Origin of the sequence: Sphingomonas sp. Leaf242, assembly GCF_001422045.1 — a bacterium.
GTDB lineage: Bacteria > Pseudomonadota > Alphaproteobacteria > Sphingomonadales > Sphingomonadaceae > Sphingomonas.
On record NZ_LMLW01000001.1, the window covers coordinates 187,440 to 213,953 of the forward strand.

The 26,514-nt window shown below is 66.0% G+C and carries 29 protein-coding genes; 16 read left to right on the plus strand and 13 right to left on the minus strand.

What is annotated here, in order from left to right:
• Nucleotide 1: 1 nt before the first annotated feature.
• Genes rnhA through ispH form a run of 3 tightly spaced genes read right to left on the minus strand, consistent with a single transcriptional unit; the run spans nt 2 to nt 2,375 of the window.
• Nucleotides 2-457, minus strand: a complete 456-nt coding sequence (gene rnhA, locus ASF09_RS00910) for a ribonuclease HI (RefSeq protein ID WP_056047298.1) — start codon at nt 455-457, stop codon at nt 2-4.
• The gene (gene thrB, locus ASF09_RS00915; protein WP_060523923.1) at nt 454-1,404 is read right to left on the minus strand and encodes a homoserine kinase; all 951 of its coding nucleotides are present in this window, start codon (nt 1,402-1,404) and stop codon (nt 454-456) included. Before thrB ends, rnhA begins: the two co-directional genes overlap by 4 nt.
• Before the next feature lie 14 nt (nt 1,405-1,418).
• Complete coding sequence (gene ispH / locus ASF09_RS00920) at nt 1,419-2,375, minus strand: 4-hydroxy-3-methylbut-2-enyl diphosphate reductase (RefSeq protein ID WP_056047305.1); 957 nt, start codon at nt 2,373-2,375, stop codon at nt 1,419-1,421.
• Nucleotides 2,376-2,455: 80 nt separating this feature from the next.
• Between ispH and ASF09_RS00925 the strand changes: the two genes are divergently transcribed.
• Nucleotides 2,456-3,136 (plus strand): hypothetical protein, encoded by a 681-nt coding sequence (locus ASF09_RS00925; RefSeq protein ID WP_235529480.1) that lies wholly within the window; start codon nt 2,456-2,458, stop codon nt 3,134-3,136.
• Nucleotides 3,137-3,204: 68 nt separating this feature from the next.
• Here the strand turns inward: ASF09_RS00925 and ASF09_RS00930 are convergent, their stop codons facing one another.
• Nucleotides 3,205-3,807, minus strand: coding sequence for a Dps family protein (locus tag ASF09_RS00930; RefSeq protein WP_056047308.1), 603 nt, complete (start codon nt 3,805-3,807; stop codon nt 3,205-3,207).
• Nucleotides 3,808-3,999: 192 nt separating this feature from the next.
• Here ASF09_RS00930 and ASF09_RS00935 point away from each other — a divergent pair, with 192 nt between their 5' ends.
• From ASF09_RS00935 to ASF09_RS00945, 3 genes are all read left to right on the plus strand, one after another.
• Nucleotides 4,000-4,914 carry an ROK family protein gene (locus ASF09_RS00935; protein ID WP_060523924.1) on the plus strand — a complete coding sequence of 305 codons (915 nt, stop codon included), beginning with the start codon at nt 4,000-4,002 and terminating at the stop codon, nt 4,912-4,914.
• 107 nt (nt 4,915-5,021) lie between these two features.
• Nucleotides 5,022-6,941, plus strand: a complete 1,920-nt coding sequence (locus ASF09_RS00940; RefSeq protein ID WP_060523925.1) for a putative bifunctional diguanylate cyclase/phosphodiesterase — start codon at nt 5,022-5,024, stop codon at nt 6,939-6,941.
• A complete protein-coding gene (locus ASF09_RS00945) occupies nt 6,941-8,851 on the plus strand; it encodes a CHASE4 domain-containing protein (protein ID WP_060523927.1) in 1,911 nt (636 codons plus the stop codon). The genes ASF09_RS00940 and ASF09_RS00945 overlap by 1 nt, the downstream gene beginning before the upstream one ends.
• A 26-nt stretch (nt 8,852-8,877) precedes the next feature.
• On the opposite strand, the gene ASF09_RS00950 is transcribed toward ASF09_RS00945, so the two are convergent.
• Both ASF09_RS00950 and dinB read right to left on the minus strand, forming a co-directional pair.
• Nucleotides 8,878-10,155 carry an SET domain-containing protein gene (locus ASF09_RS00950; RefSeq protein ID WP_235529481.1) on the minus strand — a complete coding sequence of 426 codons (1,278 nt, stop codon included), beginning with the start codon at nt 10,153-10,155 and terminating at the stop codon, nt 8,878-8,880.
• Between the two features lie 72 nt (nt 10,156-10,227).
• Nucleotides 10,228-11,310, minus strand: a complete 1,083-nt coding sequence (gene dinB / locus ASF09_RS00955) for a DNA polymerase IV (RefSeq protein ID WP_060523930.1) — start codon at nt 11,308-11,310, stop codon at nt 10,228-10,230.
• 99 nt (nt 11,311-11,409) lie between these two features.
• On the opposite strand from dinB, the gene ASF09_RS00960 reads away from it, so the two are divergent.
• A complete protein-coding gene (locus tag ASF09_RS00960; RefSeq protein ID WP_060523932.1) occupies nt 11,410-12,837 on the plus strand; it encodes a phospholipase D-like domain-containing protein in 1,428 nt (475 codons plus the stop codon).
• 213 nt (nt 12,838-13,050) lie between these two features.
• On the opposite strand, the gene ctrA is transcribed toward ASF09_RS00960, so the two are convergent.
• The 3 genes from ctrA to ASF09_RS00975 all read right to left on the minus strand — a co-directional run bounded on the left by ctrA (nt 13,051) and on the right by ASF09_RS00975 (nt 16,008).
• Entirely contained in the window at nt 13,051-13,752 is a 702-nt protein-coding gene (gene ctrA / locus ASF09_RS00965) for a response regulator transcription factor CtrA (RefSeq protein WP_055872989.1), read from the minus strand.
• A 202-nt stretch (nt 13,753-13,954) separates the two neighbouring features.
• Nucleotides 13,955-15,346: an ATP-binding protein gene (locus tag ASF09_RS00970; RefSeq protein WP_235529482.1), complete on the minus strand. Its 1,392-nt coding sequence runs from the start codon at nt 15,344-15,346 to the stop codon at nt 13,955-13,957.
• Complete coding sequence (locus ASF09_RS00975) at nt 15,343-16,008, minus strand: response regulator (protein ID WP_060523936.1); 666 nt, start codon at nt 16,006-16,008, stop codon at nt 15,343-15,345. The genes ASF09_RS00970 and ASF09_RS00975 overlap by 4 nt, the downstream gene beginning before the upstream one ends.
• 126 nt (nt 16,009-16,134) lie before the next feature.
• On the opposite strand from ASF09_RS00975, the gene ASF09_RS20605 reads away from it, so the two are divergent.
• Nucleotides 16,135-16,797 carry a hypothetical protein gene (locus ASF09_RS20605; RefSeq protein WP_060523941.1) on the plus strand — a complete coding sequence of 221 codons (663 nt, stop codon included), beginning with the start codon at nt 16,135-16,137 and terminating at the stop codon, nt 16,795-16,797.
• Between the two features lie 51 nt (nt 16,798-16,848).
• On the opposite strand, the gene ASF09_RS00985 is transcribed toward ASF09_RS20605, so the two are convergent.
• The 3 genes from ASF09_RS00985 to ASF09_RS00995 form a co-directional block, all read right to left on the minus strand.
• The gene (locus tag ASF09_RS00985) at nt 16,849-17,082 is read right to left on the minus strand and encodes a hypothetical protein (protein ID WP_060523942.1); all 234 of its coding nucleotides are present in this window, start codon (nt 17,080-17,082) and stop codon (nt 16,849-16,851) included.
• Nucleotides 17,079-18,209: a PepSY-associated TM helix domain-containing protein gene (locus tag ASF09_RS00990; RefSeq protein ID WP_060523944.1), complete on the minus strand. Its 1,131-nt coding sequence runs from the start codon at nt 18,207-18,209 to the stop codon at nt 17,079-17,081. The genes ASF09_RS00985 and ASF09_RS00990 overlap by 4 nt, the downstream gene beginning before the upstream one ends.
• 329 nt (nt 18,210-18,538) lie before the next feature.
• Nucleotides 18,539-19,216 (minus strand): fumarylacetoacetate hydrolase family protein, encoded by a 678-nt coding sequence (locus ASF09_RS00995; RefSeq protein WP_060523947.1) that lies wholly within the window; start codon nt 19,214-19,216, stop codon nt 18,539-18,541.
• 120 nt (nt 19,217-19,336) lie between these two features.
• Here ASF09_RS00995 and ASF09_RS01000 point away from each other — a divergent pair, with 120 nt between their 5' ends.
• The 3 genes from ASF09_RS01000 to ASF09_RS01010 all read left to right on the plus strand — a co-directional run bounded on the left by ASF09_RS01000 (nt 19,337) and on the right by ASF09_RS01010 (nt 22,426).
• Nucleotides 19,337-20,431, plus strand: coding sequence for a catalase family protein (locus tag ASF09_RS01000; protein WP_060523949.1), 1,095 nt, complete (start codon nt 19,337-19,339; stop codon nt 20,429-20,431).
• A 7-nt stretch (nt 20,432-20,438) separates the two neighbouring features.
• Nucleotides 20,439-21,194: a metallophosphoesterase family protein gene (locus tag ASF09_RS01005; RefSeq protein ID WP_060523951.1), complete on the plus strand. Its 756-nt coding sequence runs from the start codon at nt 20,439-20,441 to the stop codon at nt 21,192-21,194.
• Nucleotides 21,195-21,409: 215 nt separating this feature from the next.
• The gene (locus ASF09_RS01010) at nt 21,410-22,426 is read left to right on the plus strand and encodes an MlaA family lipoprotein (RefSeq protein ID WP_235529483.1); all 1,017 of its coding nucleotides are present in this window, start codon (nt 21,410-21,412) and stop codon (nt 22,424-22,426) included.
• A 21-nt stretch (nt 22,427-22,447) separates the two neighbouring features.
• Here the strand turns inward: ASF09_RS01010 and ASF09_RS01015 are convergent, their stop codons facing one another.
• Nucleotides 22,448-23,233: a hypothetical protein gene (locus ASF09_RS01015; protein WP_060523953.1), complete on the minus strand. Its 786-nt coding sequence runs from the start codon at nt 23,231-23,233 to the stop codon at nt 22,448-22,450.
• Between the two features lie 202 nt (nt 23,234-23,435).
• On the opposite strand from ASF09_RS01015, the gene ASF09_RS21165 reads away from it, so the two are divergent.
• The 7 genes from ASF09_RS21165 (at nt 23,436) to ASF09_RS19955 (ending at nt 26,499) form a co-directional block, all read left to right on the plus strand.
• Complete coding sequence (locus ASF09_RS21165) at nt 23,436-23,642, plus strand: hypothetical protein (RefSeq protein ID WP_443024932.1); 207 nt, start codon at nt 23,436-23,438, stop codon at nt 23,640-23,642.
• Nucleotides 23,639-24,694 (plus strand): PAAR domain-containing protein, encoded by a 1,056-nt coding sequence (locus ASF09_RS01020; RefSeq protein WP_156359120.1) that lies wholly within the window; start codon nt 23,639-23,641, stop codon nt 24,692-24,694. Before ASF09_RS21165 ends, ASF09_RS01020 begins: the two co-directional genes overlap by 4 nt.
• The gene (locus ASF09_RS19500; protein WP_082443974.1) at nt 24,691-24,957 is read left to right on the plus strand and encodes a hypothetical protein; all 267 of its coding nucleotides are present in this window, start codon (nt 24,691-24,693) and stop codon (nt 24,955-24,957) included. Before ASF09_RS01020 ends, ASF09_RS19500 begins: the two co-directional genes overlap by 4 nt.
• Nucleotides 24,958-25,205: 248 nt before the next feature.
• Complete coding sequence (locus tag ASF09_RS01025; protein ID WP_060523957.1) at nt 25,206-25,592, plus strand: hypothetical protein; 387 nt, start codon at nt 25,206-25,208, stop codon at nt 25,590-25,592.
• Nucleotides 25,593-25,597: 5 nt separating this feature from the next.
• Nucleotides 25,598-25,933, plus strand: coding sequence for a hypothetical protein (locus tag ASF09_RS19950; RefSeq protein WP_060523959.1), 336 nt, complete (start codon nt 25,598-25,600; stop codon nt 25,931-25,933).
• Nucleotides 25,934-25,962: 29 nt separating this feature from the next.
• Nucleotides 25,963-26,160: a hypothetical protein gene (locus ASF09_RS01035; protein WP_060523960.1), complete on the plus strand. Its 198-nt coding sequence runs from the start codon at nt 25,963-25,965 to the stop codon at nt 26,158-26,160.
• Nucleotides 26,161-26,235: 75 nt separating this feature from the next.
• On the plus strand, nt 26,236-26,499 hold the full coding sequence (locus ASF09_RS19955) for a hypothetical protein (protein WP_156359121.1): 264 nt from the start codon (nt 26,236-26,238) through the stop codon (nt 26,497-26,499).
• The last annotated feature ends 15 nt before the right edge of the window (nt 26,500-26,514 follow it).

Below are 26,514 nucleotides of genomic sequence, written 5' to 3' on the forward strand. Positions count from 1 at the left end.
GTCAGGTCCGCCCTGCCGCCACCGCGGCATCGCTCGCCAGTTTGTCGGCGCGTTCGTTCTCGGGATGGCCGGCATGGCCCTTGACCCATTGCCACTCGATCTTGTGACGCTCGACCGCGGCCAGCAACGCGTGCCAGAGTTCGGCGTTCTTCACCGGCTTCTTGTCGGCGGTCTTCCAGCCGTTGCGCTGCCATCCCTTCACCCATTTGGTGAGGCCATCCATGACGTACTTGCTGTCGGTATACAGCGTGATCGCGCACGGCCTGGTCAGCGCATTGAGGGCCTCGATCGCCGCGGTCATCTCCATGCGGTTGTTCGTCGTCGGGGTTTCGCCACCCGACAATTCCTTCTCGTGCGCGCCCATGCGGATCACCGCGCCCCAGCCGCCGGGGCCGGGATTGCCCTTGCACGCGCCGTCGGTGAAGATCTCCACCTTCGTCATCTCGCCGTCAGTCATGCGAACATATCGTCCTTTGCGTAAGCTTCGTAGCGTCGCCAATAGGCGAGCGGATCCTTCCGCGTCACCAGCGCACCCGCCGGCGTATTCAGCCAGTCCCACGCCCGCGTCAGCAGGAACCGCAGACAGGCACCTTGCGCCAGGATCGGCAATGCGGCCCGCTCGTCGTCCGACAGCGGATGCCGGTCCGCATAGCCCTGCACCAGCGCGCCGCCCACCGCCGCGTCATAGCGCTCGCCACGGTCGTCGAAGCTCCATGCGCTGTGCATGATCGCCAGATCATAGGCACGGATATCGGTGCACGCGAAATAGAAATCGATCAGTCCGCCGACCGTATCGCCGCGCATCAGCACGTTGTCCGGAAACAGATCGGCGTGAATCACCGCACGCGGGAGCGTCTCCGGCCAGACCGAGACGACGCCGTCCAGCGCCGTCGACACGCGATCGAACAAGCCAGGCGCGATCGTGTCGAGATCGTCGCCGCACTGCGCCAGCAACGCCTGCCATCCCGCCGGCCCCAGCGTATTCGGCCGATCGAGCGCGAACCCGGCCAGACTCTCATGCATCGCCCCCATCGCCGCACCGGCGGCATAGGCCTGCGCCGCGGTCGGCTGCGATACCGACACACCGTGCAGGAACTCGATCAGGCAGGCGGGGCGCCCGCACAACTCGTGGATCAGCACGCCATCGCGGTTCGCCAGCGCTCGCGGCACCGGGTTGCCGTCGGAGGCGAGATGCTCGAGCATCGCCATGAAGAACGGCAGGTCGCCCGCCGAGACGCGCTTCTCATACAGCGTCAGGATGAAGCGTCCGGCGGTCGTGTCGACCAGATAATTGCTGTTCTCGACGCCCTCGGCGATCCCCTTGAACGAGACCAGTTCGCCGTGATCGAAGCCGGCGAGGAAGGTCGCGAGCGCTTCGGCCGAGACCTGCGTATAGACCGCCATGCTAGGCGCCCATCCTAAGCAGCGGCTTCCAGGCCACGCGGCAACTTGAACGCGATCGTTTCGCGGGTCGTCTCGACCTCGCGCTCCGTCACGGTGAAGCGTTCCGACAATCGTTCGACCAGTTCGCGCACCAGCAGTTCGGGGGCGGAGGCGCCGGCGGTGATCCCCAGCGTGCGGACACCCGCCAGGAAATCCCAGTCGAGTTCGCTCGCCCGCTGGATCAGCCGGGCCCGCGTTCCCTCGCGCTCGGCGACCTCGACGAGACGGACCGAGTTGGACGAATTGGGCGCGCCGATCACCAGCATCGCCTCGCAGTTATGCGCGATCGCCTTGACCGCGGTCTGGCGGTTCGACGTCGCGTAGCAGATGTCCTCGCCCCGCGGCGGCAGCATCGCGGGAAAGCGACGCTGCAGCGTCGCCACCACCGCGGCGGTATCGTCGACCGACAGCGTGGTCTGCGTCAGGAAGGCGAGGTTGTTCGGATCGGCGGGCGCGAACGCCTCGGCATCCTCGACGGTCTCGATCAGCGACATCGCGCCCTCGGGCACCTGGCCGAACGTCCCGATCACCTCGGGATGCCCGGCATGGCCGATGAACACGATGTGCCGTCCGGCGCCGACCAGCCGTTCGGCCTGGCGGTGCACCTTCGAGACCAGCGGGCAGGTCGCATCGAGATATTCGAGCCCGCGATTCTGTGCGTCGAGCGGCACCGATTTCGGCACACCGTGCGCCGAGAACACGACGGGCGCGCCATCGGGCACCTGGTCGAGTTCCTCGACGAAGATCGCGCCCTGCGCCTTCAGCGTGTCGACGACGAACTTGTTATGGACGATCTCGTGGCGGACGTAGACCGGCGCACCGTGTTTCTCGATCGCCAGCTCGACGATCCTGATCGCGCGGTCGACGCCGGCGCAAAAGCCTCGGGGTGCTGCGATCAGCAGGTCGAGCGGCGGCTTGTCGATTGGGCTCATGATGCGGCTGCCTCTACGCGATTGCTTGCCTGGACGATAGCCGGTTCCTATGGTGCGCGGCGACAGGGGCCGCTTGCGACATGCGGTGGCCCTTTCGCTCGTTCGAGAAGGTAAGCGTCGCCGTGAAAGCCCCCATCCTCGCCGTATCGGCCGTTGCTGTTCTTTTAGGAGGATGCGCCGGCAAGGGCGAAGTCGACGCGACCGGCGGTATCTCCGCGGTCCGTTCGGTCTGCCCGGCCGTGGCGATCCCCGCCGCTACGGGCGACGTCACGCTGTTCGATCCGACCACCAGCCGCGACCAGTCGGCGATCGACGTCGCCGCGCTGATGACCAACGTCCGCTCGACCTGCGCCGATGCGACCGATCAGGTCGTCACCAACGTCACGTTCGATATCCGCGCCCGCCGCAACCGTACCGAGGGTGCGCGCGACGTGACGCTGCCCTATTTCATCACCGTCGTGCGCGGCGGCAGCGCCGTCGTCGCCAAGCGCGTCGGCCGCGTGACGTTGCATTTCGCCGCCGGTCAGGCGCTCGCCTCGACCTCGGCAACCGCATCGTCGACGATCTCGCGCGCCGCCGCGACGCTGCCCGACGATGTTCGCGAGAAGCTGACGCGCAAGCGCAAGGCGGGCGATCAGGATGCTGCGGTCGATCCGCTGAGCACCCCCGAAGTCCGGCAGGCGGTCCTGCGGGCGAGCTTCGAGGCGTTGGTCGGCTTCCAGCTCACCGACGATCAGTTGAAGTACAACGCGACCCGCTGATCGCCGGGTCGCAACAGTGACGCGATGAATGCGGGGTCCGATTGCCAGGCAATCGGACCCCGTTTCGTTTACTTGTCGCTGCGGACCAGTTCGGTCTCGGCGAGGTGCTCCGCCAGGAACCAGACCTGTGGCTCGTGCGTGCGCACGATGTTGCTGACGAGCAGATCGTTGGTGCCGTCGTCGCCGGACTCGTCTGCCGCTTCGGCACCTTCATGCGCCTGGCGCAAGATGATCTCGTGCGCCTCGAGCAGCCGGGCAAGCTGCGTCGGCACGTCTTCGCGACCCTTGGGCGGGCGGGGGATCGTCGTCATTTCGGCAACATCATGCGCCATCGCGATCGAGATACCGCCCAGCGCCATGATCCGCTCCGCAACGAGATCGACCAGTGCAGCCTGCTCTTCGTAATGCTTGTCGAGCAGAAGGTGCAGTTGATAGAAGGTCGCGCCCGACATCTGCCAGTGATGCTTCTTGTACATGTCGCGCAAGGTCATCGTATCGGCGAGAACCTGGTTGAGGATCGACACGCTCTGCGCACGGGCGTTGTCCTCGAGTGCGATCGGCAGGCGCTTCAGCGTTCCGTAAGGCTGGATCTCGCGATACTCGACCTTGTACTGTGGCTGTGCTTCGACCGACGTATCGACCTTCGGCATCTTGAGGGGTTTCTTGGCCATCGGGAAATTCCTGTCTGCAAGCGGAAGAGAGAACTACCCTAACGCACGACCACGCGGATCGATAGCGGACGAAAAGATCGTTGAGCGTGATCGGTGTTTTCGGTCGTTCCGGACAGTGCGGTCGGCCCAGCCTCTTGACTGGACGACGCCGGCAAAGGAAGCGGGCGCCTGTAAATGCGTAGGGAGTTCAGGATGACGGAAGCACCTTTGGTCGCAGGGATCGAACTCGGCGGCACCAAATGCATCTGCATCCTCGCGCGCGGCCCCGACCAGATCGAGGAGACCGTCCGCATCCCGACCACCCGCCCAGAGGAAACGCTGGCGGCGATCGAGGCGGTGCTCGACCAGTGGAGCGGGTTCGTCGCGATCGGCATCGCCAGTTTCGGGCCGGTGTCGATCGATCGTCATGCCGGCGATTACGGTCACATCACCTCGACGCCGAAGCCGGGCTGGGCGGGGACGGATATCGCCGGCCGGTTGCATCGCCGCTACGGCGTGCCGACCGGTTTCCATACCGACGTCGTCGGGGCGGCGCTGGCCGAAGCGCGCTGGGGCGCCGCCACCGGGTTGCCCGATATCGCCTATGTCACGGTCGGGACCGGGGTCGGTGTGGGGGTGATCGCGAATCACCGCCCGATCGACGGGCTGACGCATTCCGAACTCGGCCATATCCGTCCGGTCCGGTTCCGGGGCGACGACTGGGTCGGCAATTGCCCGTTCCACGGCGCCTGCCTGGAGGGGCTCGTATCGGGCCCCGCCATCGCCGCGCGGATCGGCAAACCTGCCGACCAGGCACCGGCGGAGGATTCCGTCTGGGACGGCGTCGCCGACGCCCTCGGCCAACTCTGTCATACGCTGGTGCTGACCGGCATCCCGCGGCGGATCGTCATGGGCGGCGGCGTGATGGGCGCGACGCATCTGTTCCCGCGCGTTCGGGCGGCGATGACGCGAAGCCTTGGCGGGTACATCACGCTGCCCGAGGTCGCGCTGACCGACACCTTCATCGTGCCGCCCGCGCTCGGCAACAATGCCGGCCCGCTCGGCGCGATCGTGCTGGGAGCTCAAGCACTTGGCCAACAACTAGCCTCGTCGTTTACACCGTCTTAACCGCGTTCCGTTACCGCTTGCGTCAATAGAGAAGGGCATCGCGCAGTACCGTTTAGTGGCGGCCTGTTACGCTTGGCCTGCTAAGTGCGACATGGAGCGGTACATCGATGCGTATTCTGATCGTGGACGACGAGCCGGCGATGCACGACAGCTATCGGCGCAGCTTCGCCGGGCAGCATCCGATCGGCGCCGCCACGCTGGGTGCGATGGCGGCCGAGTTGTTCGGCGACGCCCTAGCTGACGAAGCGCGCGATACCGCCGATGCGATCCCTGCGTTCGCGTTGACGCACTGCGACCAGGGCCTTGATGCGGTTGCGGCGGTCGAGCGTGCTAGCGCCGACGGCGATCCGTTCACGGTCGCGTTCATCGACGTCCGCATGCCGCCGGGGATCGACGGCCGCGAAACCGCGATGCGGATCCGCGCGATCGATCCCGCGATAAACCTGGTCATCGTCACCGGATTTTCCGATTTCTCGCCGGTCGAGATCAGCAAGGTCGCCGGGCCCGCCGACAAGATCTTCTACATCGCCAAGCCGTTCGAAGTGGCCGAGATCACGCAGACTGCGACCGCGCTCGCCAAGCGCTGGGAGAACGACCGCGAGCTGGTGGCGGCACGCGATCAGCTCGCGGCGCAGGTCATCCGGCTCGAGGAGCAGGGTGCCGAGCTGGCGGCGAACGAAAGCCGCGCGATCCACATCGCCACGCATGACTCGCTGACCGAAGCGCCCAACCGTCTCGCCTTCCTTCGCGCGCTGGCCGAGCGCACCAAGACGCAGGGGGCGTTCGCGACCGTGATGGTCGACCTCGACCGGTTCAAGCTCATCAACGACACGCTCGGACATCTGGCGGGCGACGAGCTGATCCGCGAGATGTGCGCGATCCTCAATCGCGCGTCGCCCGAGGGTGCGCTGGTGGCACGGCTCGGCGGCGACGAATTCAGTATCCTGTTCGAAACCTCGAGCGAGGCTGCGGCGGTGATGGCGTGCGAGCGGGTCATCGCGGCCTGTTCGGTCAGCGTCCAGGTGTTCGGCAACTCGGTCCAGGCCGGCGCATCGGCGGGGCTGGTCGTCACCGAGGGCGGCCAGGGCGGCGACCCGGTCGACGTCATGCGCCGCGCCGACCTCGCGCTCAACGACGCGAAGCGCGGCGGTCGCGGGATCGTCCGGCTGTTCGACGAGAGCATGGACGAAGGCATCCGCTTTCGTCGCCGGGTCGAGGGCGGCCTCAGCCAGGCGATCGCCAAGGGCGAACTCAGCCTGGTCTACCAACCGATCGTCTCGGGAAGCGCGATCGAGGTGATCGGGTTCGAAGCGCTCATCCGCTGGAACACCGGGGAATACGGGTCGATGAGCCCGGCCACCTTCATCCCGATCGCGGAAGAATCGAACCTCATCCACGAACTCGGCGACTGGGTGCTCGGCGAGGCGCTCCAGGTCCTGAAGCAGTGGCCCGGGCAATATGTCTCGGTCAATTTCAGCCCGCGCCAGTTCCGCCGCCAGAATTTCGTCGGGCACATCATGCAGAGCGTCCAGCGCGCCGGGATCGAGCCCGCGCGTCTGCAGATCGAGATCACCGAGACCGCGATCTTCGACGATGCCGAGCGCGCCGCCGACACGCTCTACAAGCTCCGCCAGATGGGCTTCCGGATCGCGCTCGACGATTTCGGGACGGGCTATTCGAGCCTCTACAACATCCGCAAGTTCGCGCTCGACTGCCTCAAGATCGACAAGTCGTTCATCGACGGCATGGGCCGCGAACGCGAAAGCGCGGCGATCGTCCATTCGATCATCCACCTCGGTCGCGCACTCGGGCTCGGCGTCATCGCGGAGGGGGTCGAGACCGAAGCGCAGGTCCAGGCGCTCCGCCTTGCCGGTGCCAGCCATCTCCAGGGCTATTTCTTCTCGCGTCCGGTCAGCGCCGAGGTCGCGCTGGAGATGGCCAATGCGCGGATCGTCGGCGGTAGCGACGACACCGCGGGCGATGGTCCGATGGTGTATCGCAGGTCGGGTAACGGGACGCGCGGCTGATGGCGGTACTTCCCGTCGGCCTGGTGCGACGGTTCGGGATGCGGTTCAGGCGAGTCCGCGGTCCGGCATCGCTCGGCGCCAAGCTCGTGCTGATCATGACCGCGGTCGGGCTGTGCGCCGCGATCGCGATCACGATGCTGCTCGCCGGTATCATCACGCCGAGCTTCACCCAGCTCGAGGACAAGGCGATCGCCGGGCATATCGAGCGGACTCGCGCAGCACTGTCCGAATACGAGGCCAAGGTCGAAAGCGCGGTGCGCGACTATGGCGACTGGAACGACAGCTACGCCTATATGGTGGAACCCGACGCGACACCTCGGCGCGTGGGAGCCGAACACGCCCGATTCGAGAACGACAGCTTCTCGCCGCTGGCGATGAGCAACATCGGCGTCGATGGCATGGCCTATGTCGCGCCCGACGGCCGGATCGTCATCGCTCGCTGGCGCGATCCGGTCAGCGGCGTCGAGCGGCCGGCGATGCGTCGCCAGCTGATCGCGACGATCGCCAGGACGAATCTCATGGCGGCGCTGCAAGGGCGGAGTTCGGGGCGGTTCTACGCGCGGATCGGTGACAGCGTCGCGGCGGTGGGAATCGCCCGCGTGCGCCGCTCGGACGGCAGCGGCGCGCCGCGCGGCTATGTGCTGATGGCGCGGGTCATCACCTCGCAGCAGATTTCCGACCTGCTCCAGCTCGACGCCCGGATCGATCTGAACGCGGCGGGGATCGCCGAAACCGTGACGCCGCGCACCGGTATCCTGACGATCGCGGTGCCGATGAAAGGTGCCGACGGCCGCGGCGTCGCGAGCACGCGGTTCAGCGTGAGACGCGACGTATCCCTACTCGGCCGCCGCATGCTGCTGCTCGCGGTCGCCGGGTCGACCGTCCTGTTGCTGCTCGTGCTGGCCGTCCTGCGACGGACGATTACCCGGCTCGTGCTGCGTCCGCTGCACCGCGTCGAAAGCCATATGGAGCGGGTGCGCGCGTCGGGCTCGCTGGCGCTGCTGAGCGAGCATGGACGTCGCGACGAGATCGGTTCGCTCGGTCGCAGCTTCAACGCGATGCTCCGGCAGCTGAAGGACCTTCGCGAGCAGATCGAGGTGCAGTCCTTCGACCTCGGGCGCAGCGAAAGTGCGGTCGCGGTGATGCACAACGTCCGCAACGCGCTGAACCCGATCAGCACGATCCTCAGCCAGGGCATCGCGCAGGCCCCGCCGATCGAGCGCACCACCGTCGACCGCGCGCTGGCCGAACTCGTCCGCACCGACGTTCCCGAGGCGCGCCGTCGCAAACTGGTCGCGTTCGTCGCCGCCGCGGTCGAGGCGGAATCGGCCAACCGCGAGGCAACGCGCCGCGAACTCGCGGTCGGGCGCGAAGCGATGGCGCATGTCCTCGAGATCATCGGCCAGCAGCAGAAGGCCGCGCACGAGCGGCCGACGCTGGAACAGTGCGATGTCGCCGACATCATCGCGCGCAACGCGACGATCGCGCGCTATTCGCAGAATGTCTCGATCGCGTTCAGCTTTCCCGCCGGGCCGATCCTGGTGATGGCCAGCCGCGTGATCCTCAGTCAGGTGATCGGCAACCTGTTCGGCAACGCATCCGAATCGATCGTCGCGCGCGGGCTCGGCAGCGGATCGATCATGACGTCGATCGTCGAACAGGATGACCACGTCACGATCGTGATCCGCGATGATGGCGAGGGGTTTGCCCCCGACCTCGCGCCAAACCTTTTCCAACGCGGGTTTTCGACGCGGCATCACAAGTCCGGCGGCCTCGGGCTGCACTGGTGCGCCAACTCGATGACCGCGATGGAGGGATCGTTGCGGCTCGAAAGCGACGGTCCGGGGTTGGGCGCGGTCGCGATCCTGTCGGTGCACCGCGCGGCGGCCGGAATGGCGAAGGCGGCGTAGGCAGCAGCGGTCGGGGTTACGCCCGGTCAGGCGGCGCGCGCGCCTTCAATCGCCGGGCGGAGATACGGTGCGACCATCTCCTGCTCGAGAAACCAGCGCTGGCGCGCGATCGGCAGCGTGCCGAACCCGCCGATGATCCCCCGACACGACGCGCTCGCGCACGCACACGGCATCTGCCAGCCGGGATCGGCGAGCGTGGTCGAATAATCCCACGCGATCTCCTCGCCGACCGCGATATCGTGGATCGCCACCAGCAAGACATTGTCGCCGACGAACCGAAGCCCGGTGTTGGGCGAACAACTGTGGTTGATCAGGTCGTCGATTCGCCCCGACGGTCCCATGAAGCTGCCCGCGGTCACCTGCATGAAGCGATCGGCGGTCCCGTGCATCGCTGCGGGCACGCGGTCCGCGGCGATCCGGCGCCCCGAAAACCGGATGACCGTCTCGCCCGCGGCGAACCCCACCGCGGCATACACCGTCTTGCCGAGATGCGTCTTGCCGACCGCGAACAAGTTGGTCGTCGAGCGGTAGGAATCGAGGACGAAGAACCGGCCGAGCCGCAGCCCGAACGATCGCGCCGGATTGATCGTCGACAGTCCGACCATCAACCACACGCTCGCATGGCAGAGCAGCTCGACGACGATGTAGCCGTATTCGCCGACCCCCGAGCCTTGCGTCCGCGTCGCCAGCAACAGCGTCGCGAGATCGCCGAACGTCCACAGGCCCCAGGCGGGCGAGCGTTCGCGCGTGCGATCCTCCCGGACGCTTTGCCAGGTCGGCCAGAAGCTGATCGGCACCGCGGCGACTACCAGCATGTGCGCCCAGAAGGTCTCGTGGAACGCGACCCACAGCAGGATCGCGGCGAACGCGAACGCCATGCACAAGGTTTCGCTCGGGGTCGGCGCGCGCCACCGCGATCGCTGCCACATGACCAACGTGACGACGACGCACGCGATCGCCGAGCCGCCGAAGACGAGGCTTTGCGGAGCATGCGGATTGACCGCGGCGTAGGTGGTCGCCTCGACCCCGGTCGCGGCGCTCCAGATCAGCCACGACGCGCGATTGGGCTCGACCAGATGACGCTGCAGCCCCGCGAGATAGAGCGCGTAGCCCGCCGCACTGAAACCGATTGAGATGAAGAACCAGAGTGCGATCGCGGTTTCCCCCGTGTCTCGTCCGCGGAAGGGTAAGCGTGGTGACCGGCGTCGTCCACGGGAAAGCGTCTTCCTTCTCCCTCTCCCCTGTGGGGAGAGGGGCGGGGTGAGGGGCAGCCCAGCAATGCTCCGCCCGGAACAGCCCCTCACCCCAACCCTCTCCCCAAAGGGGAGAGGGAGCAGATTATTCCAGCCCTCTGCCCACAGGGGAGAGGTGGCGCATTACAGCAAGCTCGGCTGTACCTCTTCCTCGTCGCCGACGATCCCCGACAGCGTCAGCCCCAGCAGCCGCACCCCGTCCGGCACCGGCAGCTGCGCCATCAACAGATCCAGCCCGGCCGCCAGGAACGCGGTCTTGTCCGTCACCGCCGACAGCGACGACCGCGCCCGCGTGATCGTCCGGAAATCGGCATGCCGCAGCTTCAACGTGATCGTCCGTCCCCGCGTCCCGTGCTTTTCGATCCGTACCCACGCGGCGTCCGCCACCCGGTGGAGCGCGGCGCGCAGATCGTCGGGATCGCGCAGGTTGGTCTCGAACGTCCGCTCCGCGCCGACCGACTTGGCGGCACGATTGACGCGTACCGGGCGGTGATCGATGCCGCGCGCCGCGCCGTACAGATACTCCGCATAGCTGCCGAAATTGGCCTGAAGGAAGGCGAGGCTGCGCCCGAACAGGTCCGCGCCGGTCAGGATGCCGAGCCGTTCCATCTTCTGCGCGGTGACCGGCCCGACCCCGTGGAAACGCTTGACCGGCAGCGACTGGACGAACGCTGCGCCGCGCTTCGGCGTGATGATGCAGATCCCGTCTGGCTTGTTCTGGTCTGAAGCGAGCTTGGCGATGAACTTGTTGTAGCTGACTCCGGCGGAGGCGGTGAGGCCGGTGTCCGCCTTGATCCGCTCCCTGATTTCCTCGGCGATCGCCGCCGCGGTGCCGAGCCCGCGGATATCCTCGGTCACGTCGAGATACGCCTCGTCGAGCGACAGCGGTTCGACCAGATCGGTATAGTCCGCGAAGATCGCGCGGATCCGGTCGGAGACGTCGCGGTACACGTCGAACCGCGGCGGCACGAACACGAGATCGGGGCAGCGCCGGATCGCGGTGGCCGACGGCATCGCGCTGCGCACCCCGAACGCCCGCGCTTCGTAGCTTGCCGCAGCCACCACGCCGCGCGCGCGCGATCCGCCGACCGCGACCGGTTTCCCCCTCAGCGACGGATCGTCGCGCTGCTCCACCGACGCATAGAAGGCATCCATGTCGACATGGATCACCTTGCGCTGGGCGGGCGGCTGGGTAGGAGGACTCATCAGCGCGTTAGATAGGCGCGCGGGCGGCGGCGATACAGGTGCATCCGCAACCAATCGTCCGGCCGCAGGTATTGCCGACAGGCAAACGAAGGGACGCGAATGCAGGTCGGGACGGAATGCTGGCGGGTCGAACGCGCCGAACAGATGGCGGTGATCGTCGATGCGGCGGACTATTTCCGGACCGCGCGCGTCGCGATGATGGGCGCCAAGCGTCGCATCCTGCTGATCGGCTGGGACTTCGACGCGCGCATCGCCCTCGAACCTGGCGTCGATCGTCCCGGCGAGCCCAAGACGCTTGGCGAGTTCATGCTGTGGCTTGTCGAGCGCGAGCCCGACCTCGAGATCTTCGTGCTGCGTTGGGATACCGGCGCGATCAAGTCGCTGTTCCGTGGCTCGACCGTCTTCACGATGCTGAAATGGATGAAGCACAAGCGCATCCACACCAAGCTCGACGGCCATCATCCGACCGCCGCATCGCATCACCAGAAGATCGTCATCATCGACGATGCGCTGGCGTTCTGCGGCGGCATCGACATGACCGGCGACCGCTGGGACACGCGCGATCACCGCGATGGCGATCCGCACCGCGTCCAGCCATCGGGCAAGCCCTACAAGCCGTGGCACGACGCGATCAGCGCGGTGCAGGGCCCCGTGGCGCATGCACTGGGCGAGCTGTTTCGGCGGCGCTGGCACCTGGCTGGTGGGATGAAGATGGCGGCGGGCGAACCCGGCGGAAAACACTGGCCCGAGGGGCTACCGGTCGATTTTCGTGACGTCGACGTCGCGATCGCGCGCAGCGAACCCGAGATGTCCGACCAGGAACCGGTCTACGAAAGCGAGGCGCTGTTCCTCGGCCAGATCGCGCGGGCGAAGAAGCATCTCTACATCGAAAGCCAGTATTTCGCATCGCGGAAGATCGCCGAGGCGGTCGCGCGGCGGCTCGACGAGGCGGACGGGCCGGAAATCGTCATCATCAACCCGACCACCGCGCAAGGCTGGCTCGAACCGATCGCGATGGATACCGCGCGGGCGCGGCTGATGGAGGCGCTGCACCGGCGCGATACGCACGGGCGGCTGCGGATGTATCATCCCTACACCGCCGGCGGCGAGCCGATCTATTGCCACGCAAAGATCCTGATCGCCGACGACGACGTGTTCCGGCTTGGGTCGTCGAACATGAACAACCGCTCGCTGCGGCTCGACACCGAATGCGATCTAGCGATTCGCGCGACCGATGACGCGACCGCGCGGGGCATCGCCGCAATCCGCGACGGGTTGATCGCGGAGCATCTTGGTGTCGCGGTGTCTGTGGTCAGCGATCTGATCGCCGAGACCGGGTCGCTGATCGAGACGATCGAGCGCCTGCGCGGTAAGGGGAAGACGGTCCAGCCCTACGAGGTCCCCGACCTGACCGCGGTCGAGGAATGGCTGGCGGACAACGAGGTGCTCGATCCCGAAGGCCCGGAAGAGATGTTCGAAGCGCTCAGCAAGCGCGGCCTGTTCCGGCGGCTGCGGCAGAAGAAATAGGTCTGACCCGCCTGCAACCCGTCATCCTGACGAAAGTCAGGACCCAGGATTCCAGGCATCCCGCTTCATTGCTCTGGATCCTAACTTTCGTCAGGACGACGGCGCGTTCGCTTGGCGACGGCGTAGGGGTTCTTCCCCGCGCCCGTCAAAAACAGGAAAGACCGTGGCACCCCCCGGTACCGCGGCCTTCAGCGCTCCCGAAATACAGGGGAGTTACGCGACCTGGGCTTCGAGCACCTCGTCGGGTTCGCGCAGCACATAGCCGCGACCCCAGACGGTCTCGATGTAATTCTCGCCGTCACACGCCAGGCTGAGCTTTTTGCGCAGCTTGCAGATGAACACGTCGATGATCTTCAATTCCGGCTCGTCCATCCCGCCATACAGATGGTTGAGAAACATTTCCTTGGTGAGCGTCGTGCCTTTGCGGAGCGACAGCAGCTCCAGCATCGCATATTCCTTGCCGGTCAGGTGGACGCGGCTGCCATCGACTTCGACCGTCTTGGCGTCGAGATTGACGGCCAGCTTGCCGGTGCGGATGACCGACTGGCTGTGGCCCTTGGAGCGGCGGACGACGGCGTGGATACGTGCGACCAGTTCCTCGCGGTGGAACGGCTTGGTGACGTAATCGTCCGCGCCGAAGCCGAAGCTGCGCACCTTCGAGTCCATCTCGTTCACGCCCGACAGGATCAGCACCGGGGTCGACACGCGTGCGACCCGCAGGCGCTTGAGCACGTCGTAGCCATGCATGTCTGGCAGGTTCAGATCGAGCAGGATGATGTCGTAATCATACAGCTTGCCCAGATCGAGGCCTTCTTCCCCGAGATCGGTGATGTAGACGTTGAACCCTTCGGTCGTCAGCATCAGCTCGATAGCCTTGGCCGTCGTCGGCTCGTCCTCGATCAGCAGCACCCGCATGCGTCGTCCCCTGTTCGCGAGACCGCTCGACACCTCATGTCCGCAGCTCGACTTCCATTCATTAACCACAGGACAAATGAAGGTAAAAGGTTAATTTCGACTTAAGTGCAGCGGCCTCCCGAGCAGCGGCCAAGATCTTATTCGACGGACAAAAATTGTAAGTTCCGAAATTCCTGAAGTTTTGTCGGGGGCTTAGCGAGCCTTAGGCCTGGATCGGCAGCGTCAGCATGGCCGACAGCCCACCGAGTTCGGACGATCGTCCCAGCGTTAACCCACCGCCGTTGAGCTCGGCGAGTTCGCGCGTGATCGACAGGCCGAAGCCATGCCCGTCGCCGCGTTCGTCGAGCCGACGACCGGGCATCATCGCCTCGTCGATTACCGAATTATCGAGCCCTTCGCCGTCGTCGGCAATCGCTAACGACACGAGGGGACCCTCTATAACGGCGATGACCGATATCCGTGCGCACGCGTGACGCCAGGCGTTGTCGAGCAGGTTGCCGACCATCTCGTCGAGGTCCTGCGGGTCGATCGCCACCGCGATCTTGGGCGGCACGGCGATCTCGACCGACAGCGGACGCTCGGCATGGATCCGCCGCAGCACGTTGGTGAGATCGCCGATCGCGGGGGCGATCGCGGTGCGCGCGCGCGCGCCCGACCCGGCGGCGTCGGCGCGCGCGCGCCCGAGATGATGGCGGACGCGCGAATCGATCTGGTCGACCATGTCGCGCAGGTCGTCGCCGGCGCGTGCCTCGGCCAGCTTGAGCGACAGTGCGGCGAGCGGCGTCTTCAGCCCATGCGCGAGGTTCGCGACATGCTGGCGGGCATGTGCCAGCCCGGCGGCGTTCTGGTCGATCAGCGCGTTCAGTTCGACGACCAGGGGGCGCAGTTCGCCCGGCTGATCGTCGGGCACGTGACGCGCGCTGCCGGCCCGGACGGCTGCCAGCGACGTGCGCAGATCGCGCAGCGGCCGAAACCCGATCCGGAGTTGCACCAGCGTTGCCAGCCCGAGGCCGATACCGAGCAGCGCAAGCGAGCCGAGCAGCGGGATCATCGCCTCGCGCAACGGCGCCTCGACGATCCGCCGCGGGCCGATCGCGGTGATCGTCACCGGGCCTGCGCGACTGGCGACGGTCGAGGTGCGCGAATGCAGGCGTTGCCCGTGCCGGTCGCGCGTCTCGCCGGGCCGCGGCTGCCCGTCGTCGAGCCGCGGTGGCGTGGGCGGCTGACCGGCTAAGGGGGGCCGAGGGGGCGCCCGATCAGGTCCGGGCAGCACGACACTCTCGGCTGCCGCCCCGTCGCTCGTCCAGCGTCCGACGGGGCTTTGCACCTGCCAGGCCCAGCCCGAACCGGGCGAATCGAGCCCGGCCAGATCGACGACCCGTGTGCGGTCGAGCGTCCCGTCGGGGCGGACCGCGCGCGCGACCACCGACACCTGCGCATCGAGCCGGTCGTCGAGCCCGTGCATCACGAAGCGTTCGAGGACATGACTGATCGCGAACCCCGCGAACACCAGCGCGACCAGCGTCGAGATCGCCGAGATCGCCAGCATCCGGCCGTATAGCGAACGGGGAACGAGCGACCGCCGCGCCGTCACGCGCCGCCGCCCGTCAACCGGTAACCCCGGCCACGCACCGTCTCGATCATCTGCGCGCCGATCTTGCGCCGCAGCCGGCCGATGATGACCTCGATCGAGTTCGAATCGACATCGGCATCGCCCTCGTAGACGCGTTCGATCAGGTCGGCGCGTTCGATCACCACTTCGCGCCGCAGCATCAGCGCGGACAGCACGCGCCATTCGAACGCGGTCAGCTTTAGCGGCAGTCCGTCGAGCTCGAACGTCCCGAGCTGCGCGTCGAACGCCAGCGGCCCGCACGTCACGCGCGAGGCTGCATGACCCGCGGCGCGGCGGACGAGCGCGCGCAGCCGCATCACGACTTCCTCGACGCGGAACGGCTTCACGACATAATCGTCGGCGCCGGCCTTGAACCCCTCGACCTTCTCCGACCATCCGTCGCGCGCGGTCAGGATCAGCACCGGCAGGTCGCGCCCCGCCGATCGCCAGTCGCGCAGCACCGAGAGCCCGTCGCGCTTGGGCAGGCCGAGATCGAGAACCGCGACGTCGTAGAGTTCGGTCGCGCCGAGATGCCCGCCGTCCTCGCCGTTGGTCGCGACGTCGACCGCGAAATGCTCCGCGCGCAACGCCCGCGCCAACCCGTCGGCGATCGCCACGTCGTCCTCGACCACCAATACCCGCATGCGTGTTTCCCCTGACCCGTCGGCCTTATGCCCAAGTGCCAAACGGAAACTGAACGGCTTGGTTCAGCGGGCGTCGGCCGACTCGGCGTAGAGCGTCTCTCGTCAACCAACGAGAGGACAGACATCATGTCGGAACACCCCGCCAATCCTTCGAAGTTTCGCCGCAACCGTCTGGCGATCGCCGCCGCCGGTCTGCTCGTCGTCGGCGGTGCCGCCGGTGCCGTCACCGTCGCCGCCACCCGCCCGACGGTGAGCATGGCCCCCGCCACGCCGGTCGCGATCCGCTCGCTTCAGTCGGACGGCATCGTCACGATCCGCGGCACCGTCGCCGAGGTCTATGGCAACAAGTTCGTGATGGCCGATCGCACCGGTCGCGCGCTGGTCGATCTCGGCCGCGAAGGCGAGGACGGCACGCTCGTCACCCCCGGGCAGCCGGTCACCGTCCAGGGCCAGTTCGACCAGGGCTTCGTCCATGCGTCGTATCTGGTTGGTGCGGGTGGCAAGGTCACCGCGCTCGGCCCGGTCGGCGGTCCGCCGCGCGGTCGTCCCGGCCCCGGTCCTGATGGCCCCGATGGTGGTCCCGGCGGCCCCGGTGGCCCGGGAGGTCCAGGTGGACCCGGTGCCCCGCCACCGCCGCCGCCAGCCGGCGTCGTCCCCCCTGCGCCGATGGGAACGGCACCCGGCACGCTGCCGCCGGCTCCAGCACCCGGTGTTACACCACCGGCTCCGGTGACCGGCACCCCGCCGGCTCCAACGACCGGTACCGCACAACCGGCGCGCGGCGTCTGACCCGAGAACGAAACTGCGAAGCGGGGTCGGCAATCCGCCGGCCCCGTTTCGTCACACCCGCCGAACTGCGGGCATTTGGTGGACCGCGCCAGTGCGGTCGCGTTTGGTCTTCGGCGCCGTCCGCGTCCAATACCATCCGGTGATCGCCAGCGGCGCGGCGAGCAGCAGCCCGGCCGCGACGTCCCAGCCGCCATCGCCGATCAGCCCGGCGCCAAGCCCGAGCAGAGTCGCGATCCCAAGCAGGATCGGCACGCCGAAAACCTGCAGCGTCGTCCTGTGTCTCATGCTTCACCTGCCATCACGACTTCGCGGACACGCTGTTCGCTCGGCCCACCGCGTCGCCGCAGCCAGAGGTACAGCCCGCTGCCGAGCACGACGATCGTCAGCGTGTCGAACACCGCCCAGACGATCTTCATCGCCATCCCGCCATAATCGCCGAAGTGCAGCGGCTGCGCGAGCAGCATCGCCTGCATGTACCACGGCATCGGCGTCACCGCGTCGAGCCGCCCGGTCGCCGCATCGACGAACCCCGGCAACAGCAGTTTCGACGTCAGCGGCGTCGTCCCACGCAGGAACACCGCATAATGATGCTTGCTGCTGAACACGACGCCGGGAAAGGCGATGAACTGCGGCGTCATGTCCGGTGCCTCGCGTTGCACCGCGTCGAGCGCAGCCTGCACCGACGCGCGCTGCTTGCCGAGCGGCGTCCGCGCCTCGCTCGCCATGATCGCGGCGAGCCCGTTCGCCTTCCAGATCCCGGTGATCGGCACGACCAGCGTGTTGATCGTGCCCGTCAGCCCGACCACGCTCGCCCAGACCAGCGTGACGATGCCGAGCAAATTATGCCGGTCGAGCCAGCCGAGCCGTGTGCTTCGGTTGCGGCGCAGCGTGCCGAAATCGAGCTTCGCCATGAACGGCGCGTAGAGCACCACGCCCGACACGATCGCCGCGAAGAACAGCAGGCCCATGAAACCGAGGAAGATCTCCGCCCAGAAGCCGAGCAGCATGTCGGTGTGCAGCTTGAGGATGAAATCCATGACGCCGTCGACATGCGGCGGCAGCATCGTGCCGGTGCGCGCGTCGAGCGCGAGGAAATGCATCGCCGCGGGGACCGCATCGGGGGTTGGCCCGGTCGTGACGTAGACGATCGGCCGGTGGTCGTCGAAGCTCAGATAGAGCGGGATATCACCCGGCGCCTGCGCAGCGGCGCGCGCGAGGATGGTGTCGAGCGACAGCGCCGGGGTCGTCGCCGGCAGTGCCGCGAGCGGCGCCGGCGGATCGAGCCAGCCGTCGATCTCCTCGTGGAAGATCAACGGCAGCCCGGTCACGCACAGCATCAACAGGAACGCCGTGCAGATCAGGCTCGTCCATTTGTGGACGAGGTACCACGCCTTGATCGTACCGCGAGTCACGGCCGCACGCCGATCTTCCGTTCCGAATGTGCAGCGCCGCGCTCGTTCATACGCGCAGTCGTATAGGAATGATAACGATGTGCAATAGCGGAACGGCGCTGACCTCGCAGTCTGCGAAATCGATGGAGGTAGTACGGGCGACGGCAGACCCCGAACGGTCGACTGGATCGCGCCATCCCCAAAATTTCTCCGTCACCCCGGACTGGTTCGGGGGTCCACCGTTCCGCAAACCAAATACTATTTATCGTGCGGCACCGTGGATGCCGGAACGAGTCCGGCATGACGGAAGTGGGTGGGATTTGCCGAACCGAACTTAATGGCGATCCCTCCTAGTCCTCGAACGCGATCTCCAGCGGCTCGAGGCCATCGATCGTCGCGCGGACGCGTTGGCCGCGCCTGATCGGGCCGACTCCGGCGGGCGTGCCGGTGAAAATCAGGTCGCCCGGTGCGAGTTCGACGAAGCTCGACAGGGCCGCGATCACCTCGGCCACGCTCCAGATCATCATCGACAGGTCACCCGATTGCCGCGTCTCGCCATCGACCGCCAGCGCGATCGCACCCTGCGCGGCCGGCGCACCAGGCGTCAGTGCGCCGACCGGGGCCGATCGATCGAACCCCTTCGCCATGTCCCACGGACGACCCGCCTTCTTCGCGACCGCCTGAAGATCGCGCCGCGTCAGATCGATGCCGACGCCAGCGCCGAAGATCATCGCCGCCGCCTCCGTGGCCGCGACATCCTTCCCGCCGACGCCGATCGCAACGACGAGCTCCACCTCGTGATGCAAATCGTCGGTCTGCGTGGGAAAGGGCAGCGTCGTGCCGCTCGCGACGACCGCATCTGCCGGCTTCGAGAAGAAGAACGGCTGTTGCCGGGCGGGATCGGATCCCATCTCGCGGGCATGATCGGCATAGTTCTGCCCGACGCAGAAAATGCGGCGGACCGGGAAGCGGTCCGTGGTGCCGACGATCGCGACCGTTGGCGGGGTGACTTCGGGTATGTGCATCATAGGCTCCTTCGATGGCGCTGATCGGCGGTCGGCATCCGGTTTGCAACGCCGTGATCGCAATTTCGCGGAACGTCTTTCGAGACCAGGGGGTTACGACGCGGTACGAAATGGAGTTACCCGATGCCCAGCAAGTCCCCCGTCCGCTACGATCCGTCCGTCGAGACGGTCGCCTCCGACGAGCAGGAGACGCTGGCCGTGCTGGAGGAGTCGTTTCGCGAGATTCTCGAGACGACCTCACAGGACTATGGCCATGCGGTCCGCGCGGTCCATGCCAAGGCGCACGGCATCGCCCGCGGGACGCTGGTCATCGCCGCCGATCTGCCCCCCGAACTGGCGCAAGGGATCTTCGCGACGCCCGGCGAGCACGAGGCGATCCTGCGCATCTCGACCAATGCCGGGGACATCCTCGACGACAGCATCAGCCTGCCGCGCGGTCTCGCTCTGAAGATCCTCGATGTCGACGGTGCGCGGTTGCCGGGATCGGACGGCGCGACGACGCAGGATTTCATCATGGTCAACGGCCCTGCGTTTGCGGCGGCGGACGCCAAGGCGTTTTCGAAGAACTTGAAGCTTCTTTCGAAGACCACCGACAAGTTCGAGGGCGTGAAGAAGGCGATGTCCGCCACCTTCCGCGTCGTCGAAGCCGCGCTCGAAGCGGTCGGCGGCCAGTCGGCGACGCTGCAGACCCTGGGCGGCGCGAAACCCGTCCACCCGCTCGGCGAAACCTATTACTCGCAGACCCCGCTGCGCTATGGCGATTACATCGCGAAGGTCGCGCTGTTTCCCGTCTCGCCAAGCCTGACGCGTCTCACCGGCGACATGGTCGACATCACCGCGCGCCCAGACGCGTTGCGCGAGGTGGTCCGCGAGGAACTGATCGAGCATGGCGGCGCGTGGGAGCTTCGCGTCCAGCTCAACACCGATCTCGAAGCGATGCCGATCGAGGATGCGTCGGTGGTGTGGGACGAAGCGGAAAGCCCGTTCGTCACCGTCGCGACTCTGACGGTCGAGCCGCAAATCTCCTGGGAGCAGGGCGTGACCGACCGGACCGACGATGCACTGGTCTACAGCATCTGGAACGGCGTTGCCGCGCACCAGCCGCTCGGCGGGGTCAACCGTGCGCGCAAGGATACCTATGCGCTGTCCGCGAACTTCCGCGGCAATTTCAACGGTTGCCCGGTGCATCAGCCCGCGTCGCTCGCCGAACTTGCGTGACCCTCGCATGCTGAAACTGTTCCACGTCAGCGACGTCCATTTTGGCGCCGAGGACCCCGCCGCGATCGCCTGGTTCGACCAGTGCGTCGCCGCGGAAAAGCCCGATGCCGTCATCATGACGGGCGATCTGACGATGCGCGCGACTAAGCGCGAGTTCGAACGCGGCGGCGATTGGCTGCGCTCGCTCGGCGTGCCGGTGACGCTGGAGGTCGGCAATCACGACATTCCCTATTATTGGGACCCGTTCCGGCGGATATTCGCGCCGTATCAGCGCTATGCCGCGGTCGAGCAGATGATCGAACGTCCATTGGAACTGCCCGGTGTGACGATCGTCCCGCTGAAGACGACCGCGCGCGCGCAGTGGCGGTGGAACTGGTCGAAGGGCAGGGTGGGGCAGGGCTCGCTGCGGCGTGCGCTGACGCTGATCGCTGACGCGCCGAAGGGCAATCTGGTCTTCGTCGCCGCGCATCACCCGCTGATCGAAGGTGGGACGACGGGTACTGCCAGGACGCGCTATGGCGACGAGGCGCTGACTGCGCTTGCCGAGGCGGGGGCGCATGCCGTCTTGTCCGGCCACGTCCACGATCCCTTCGATATCCCCGTCGATCGCGAGGGCCGGACGGTCCGCATGATCGGTGCGGGCACGTTGTCGAAGCGGACGCGCGGCACGCCTCCGGCGTTCAACGAGATCCAGGTTGATGGCCCTAGTTTCGTGACGCTGTCGCGCACGCTGTCGACCAACGCGAAGCAACCGCTTCGTTAGACGCGCCGACCGCAACCGGACGGCGGGCACAATTCCCGTCACTGCATTACCGCATATGACAGTCCGGCATCATTAGGTGCTTGCTATGCCGCGCTAATCGTCACAGCGGCTGTAACCGATCGGGTTGTGGTGGCGCCCCTGCTTCGGCGAGCGCACAGTGCGGCCGGCTACAAAGGTGATGAGTGCATATGTTGGCCTGGACGACCGCGTTGCTGATGGCTGCAACATCGATGCAGGCGAACGGCGAGTCGCTCGCCGCGCAACAGCCGGTCGAACCGCCGGTGCGCGTCGACGACCAGGCCACGAGCCCGCCGATAACGTCGCTGTCGATTACCCCCACGCCCGCACCGGTTCCCCTGTCGCCGCAAACCGATCGACCGATCCTGGAGGCGACGACCCCTGCACCGCGGAAGGCCGGCAGCACCGCCGGGCCGCCGCACGACATCGTCGTCGTCGGGCGGAAAGCGCTCGCGGGCGATCCGCTGCGATCGGTCAACGCGACCGCGTTCGACGCGACCGAGGCGGTCGACAAGGCGTTCGTTGGGCCGGTCGCGCGTCAGTACAAGAAGACCGTCCCGTCGCCGATCCGCCGCGGCATCCACAATTTCCTCTACAATCTGCGCGAACCGATCGTGTTCGTGAACTTCCTGCTGCAGCTGAAACCCGGCAAGGCCGTCGAAACCGTCGGTCGGTTCGCGATCAACTCGACGGTCGGCGCTGTCGGCGTGCTGGACATCGCCAAGCGCCGGCCGTTCCGCCTGCCGCGCCGCTCGAACGGGTTCGCCAACACGCTGGGCTATTACGGCGTAAAGAACGGGCCGTTCCTGTTCCTGCCGCTGGTCGGCCCGACGACGCTGCGCGATCTGATCGGTGGCGGGGTCGATCGACTGATGCTGCCGGTCGCGGTCGGCAAGCCGTTCACCAGTCCGACCTACACGATCCCGGCCGGCGTCCTAGGCGCGCTCGATCATCGCTCGGAGTTCGACGACACGCTGAAGGACCTGCACGACAACGCCGCCGATCCCTATGCGGCGTCGCGCGAATTCTACCTGCGCCGACGCCAGGCGGAGATCGATCATCTCCACGGCCGCAACGTCGACGCCATCCTCGGGCCCGGCGGGGTCACCGAACCGCCCCCTCGCGCGGCCATGCCGATCATCGAGCAGATGCCGACGGCGGAGCCGAGCGCGACCGCTGTGCAACCCGTGGTGCCGGAACCGGCGCGACCCTGACGGTGCGAAGGCTGCGGTCCCTTACGGCGCCGATCCCGAATTGAACTCGATGTCGATCTCGACCCAGCCGCCGAGGACCGGCTTGCCGTTGATCCGCGGCGGACGCACGCGGAACTGCCACGCGGCCTGACGCATCGATCGGGCAAGGCCCGAACCGACCGGTGACTCGCTCAGCGCGCGGCAATTCTCGACCTGATAGTTCGCGATCATCCGGCAGGCGATCTTCGCCCAGCTGTTGGGTGGCGGCGCGCTCTTCAGATAGCCGTTCAGCTCCGCATCGGTCGGCCGACGATACCATTCGACCTTCATCAAACGCTCTCCGCCAGGGCCTTCGCCCGGACCGTAGACTGAACCGCTGTCCTTCCCCTTGCCCGACCCGCTCCCACCGTCGCCGCCAGCAAGCTGGTCTTCAGGATGCGACGGCATCTTCGAAATATCCGCGGCGTCGAACATCTCCATGCCGCCGAGCATCTTGATCGGCAGCGGCGGCGGCGATTTGGGCGGCGCGGGGGGCGCTTGCGCGGCATCGGCGCGCGGCGCCGCGCGCTGCGGAGAACCACCGCTCGCACGCTTCGCCTTGGTCGGCGAAGGCGTCCGCTTGGCCGGGGTCGGCGCCGTCTGATCGGGCGCCAGCTGGAACGTCACGGGGTTGCGCGGTTCCACCGGCTTGGCGACCATCGACGGCGCCAGCCGCAGCAGCAACAGGATGATCAGGATATGTGCGACGATCGTCAGACCGACCGCAACGCTCCGCCGCCGTGCCGACCCGCGCGTCTCGATCGACGAAGAATGGTACGCCGACCGCATCGGCTGTCCGCCTACCCGCGCAAGGTCGCGCCTGCAACCGCCCCCCGCGCATGACGAAGACTTCATCGAAGCAAAGCCGATCGCCGAGCGCGTAGCTCATTGCCTGCCGCAGACCATAAGCGGCGGGATGTTGGACCAGATGACGAGGAGGATTGGTGCACCCGACGAGCCTCCATTAATCAGAGGTAACTGCCGGCTAGCGATGAGCGAAGGACCTCCTCCACAAGCTGCGCGGTTCGCTGACCCGGTAGCGCATAGCCAAGCGCTGGGTGGGTTCGTGGCAGGGGCGCTAATAGGACTGGCGGCAGCAGCGGGCGTTGCGATCGTTGTGGGCATGGCAGCGACAGCGATCGCCGCGAGGTCGCGACGGCAGGACTGGCGACGCCGCTGGTTGCGGGCGTGGCGGTGACCATCGGCGAGTTTGCGGTCAACGCCGTGGTCGGCGGCGCGTTAATGGGGTTGGCGGAGGATGCAGGCGAGGCGCTGGGCTCGTCGCTGATGGGAGCGCCTTCGGGCTCGATCCTCCGGGGTTCGCCAACCGTCTTCATCAACGGACTGCCCGCTGCGCGGGTGACAGATGCCGAAAGTTGCGACGCGGGCAAGATCGCGCAAGGGTCCGGCACGGTTTTCATCAATGGCCTCCCAGCGGCGCGTGCCGGCGACAAGGCGACGTGCGGCGCGGTGATCATCGAGGGGTCGGGCAACGTGTTCATTGGCGGCGGCGCGGTCACGGTGCTGCCGATCCAGTCGGAGGTGCCCCAAAGTGTGCGTTGGGCGGCGGTGTTGGTCGGCATCCTGCCGGCGCTCCGCGGTGCCGCGCGTGCGCTCGGGCCGGCGTTGGCCAAGGTCGAGGCGACCGGGATCGTGCGTGCCGCACAGACCGGGGTCAAGGCTCTGGGGCGGCAGATGGAGGCGCGGGCGGGTAAAAGCGCGTCGGCTTTGAGTCCACATGTTGCTGAGACGGCAGAGCGTATTGGAATTCCCTCTGCCAAGGTTCAGGAAATTCTCGACATGCCAAAAGCCAGTCGACCTCCTCCCGACACTTACATTCCGCCGGAACGACTGGCGCAGCATGGCGAGGCGTTTGAGGATGGCGCCTCACGCATTACTCTACAGCAGAATCTTGAAAAGTATGGCTTGGGCCAACGAGATGGTACGACTTTCATATCGACCAAAGGTGACACGGATCGCATGCTGGCCGATGCGGGCGGCGACCCACGAAAGTTGGAGGAAGCCTTGGGGTTGCCAAGCGGGCAACTTGATGATTCTCAGCTTGTGCGAGTAGATTTCACACCGGAGGCAATGCGCGATTTGAGCATGCGGATGCCAAGCGGACAAGAAGCTGGCGCCAACGAGCATTGGCTTCCGGGTGGCTATCTGCCGAATGGGCAGAACGAAGCAGTTATCGACGGCGTTAAGGCGCTTCCTGAGCATTATGTAACGACGGTGTTGAATCCATGAAGCGCTTTGTAGATGAGGTCGTATCTGTAAAAGATAGATTTTCCCTGGGCCGTGATACGATCACGGGCGAAAAGTATTTATCTATACCTGTCGCTAACCGTATGGTGGATTACGAGGAGTATTATAAGTTAGAATTAAGCGTTTATAATGAATTCGTGCGCAGTAATCATGCAGCGGTCACATTCGCTAATGAATGTCGTCGTCGCGAGCATGATGATTGTCTTGTAGTCCAGCCAGGGACAGACAGAGGTACAGCGATCTAGATTTGGTCTAAATGATATGCGTAGGTGAGCTGGTTCGCCATTTAAACTAGGGCTGGGTTTCGGTTGAGTCGTACCGTCAAGGCGGTGTCACGTCGGGGCAGTGCAATCTGAATCTCACAACGGAGATGATACGAACCTAAACAGCAAGCTCTCGAGACGACATTCGTGGTCGATCGCGATCGAAGTCTGAAGGCTGGTCAATCGGCTGTGGAAAAGCACCAAATTGGTATCGATGTGAACTTTTCGCGATGAAGGACGCACCGGCGATTAAGGCCTTCCTGCTGAGCATGATCGTGCCAACCGCGTTCGGCTCAAATAAGGACCGATCCGACGTGGACCTTCCCACCAACGCGGCAAGCCCTAATGAGAAGAGTTCGCAACCGGGCAAGGACACGATCCGAACGTCGGCTGTGGACAGCAAGAACCTGCCGGCGAAATACTTGAAGGCCGTGTCGTGCGACTTCGACGAGAGGCTCACCGCTGTCGTGCAGGCCTATTACAAGACGGAGGCGGGGCGAGCCGAGCGCGCACGCGACGTGACGCTGCTAAAGTCGCTCGGCTTCACGCGGGAAGGGCGCGATGGCGATCCTGAGAGCGTGGGGGGGCAAGATCGCGCCACAAACCGTTCTAGTTAAGCGGCATGATCGGCGATGCGAACGCGCCGTACGTCACTGTCTTCGACGACGGCGTTACCGTGCAGCAAGTCGTCACGGCCGCTTTACTGCAGATGGATTTTCAATTCTACAAGAAGGAAAAGATCCGCCACTACAGTAGAGGGGTTTCTAGCGCCCCCTCTACGCAACTGGTCTTGAACGTCACGCTCTTGCCGCTCTGGGTCAGCGCCTTCTTGATCTACAGGAACGCCGACTGCAGATCGCTCCAGCCGGCGTCGTATTCGACGCGCTGGCGCGCGAAGTTATGCTGCGCCTTCATGACCAGCCCGGTTTTCACCTCAAAATCTAAAAGCGCTACCTGAAGAACGGCCGCAAGCGTGGCGGCTTCCATATGATCGGAAGCCCGCCATCAGTTGGCGCCTCGCTGGTTTTTTGCGAGGCCTACGCAAACGGCGCGACGATCCACGAACTGACGGGCTGGTGCGTCATCGTCTATTTCGACGTGCCCAATCTGCCGGTGGTTGCCGAAATCATGCGCGAGAAGTTCGTCCAGGCGGCGTTCATTATCGTTGCGGACAACAACGCCTAGACCAAGCTGGTATATCGAAAACCCCGGCTGCACTATGGCAAGCGGGCTGCCGATGCCACGCGCGGGTGCCTGCTCGTGCCGCAATTCAATGACGCGTCCGCCCGCCCTACCGACTGGAACGACCTAGTTGCGATAGAGGGACGTGATGCCGCACGCGCGCAGTTGATGCGCAGCCCGGTGGCCAAGTTCGCCACCGCCGGTAGTAATTCAGTGAAGCCAGCGAACGACAACCCGATCGTGGATTATTTCAGCCCGTTGCCCGACGTGGGAAGGAAGCGTAAGCTGCGGGCAACCATCGAAAACCTGGAGGAGGTATGTAGCCGCCTACCCGATGGATGATTACTGTAGCGGGAT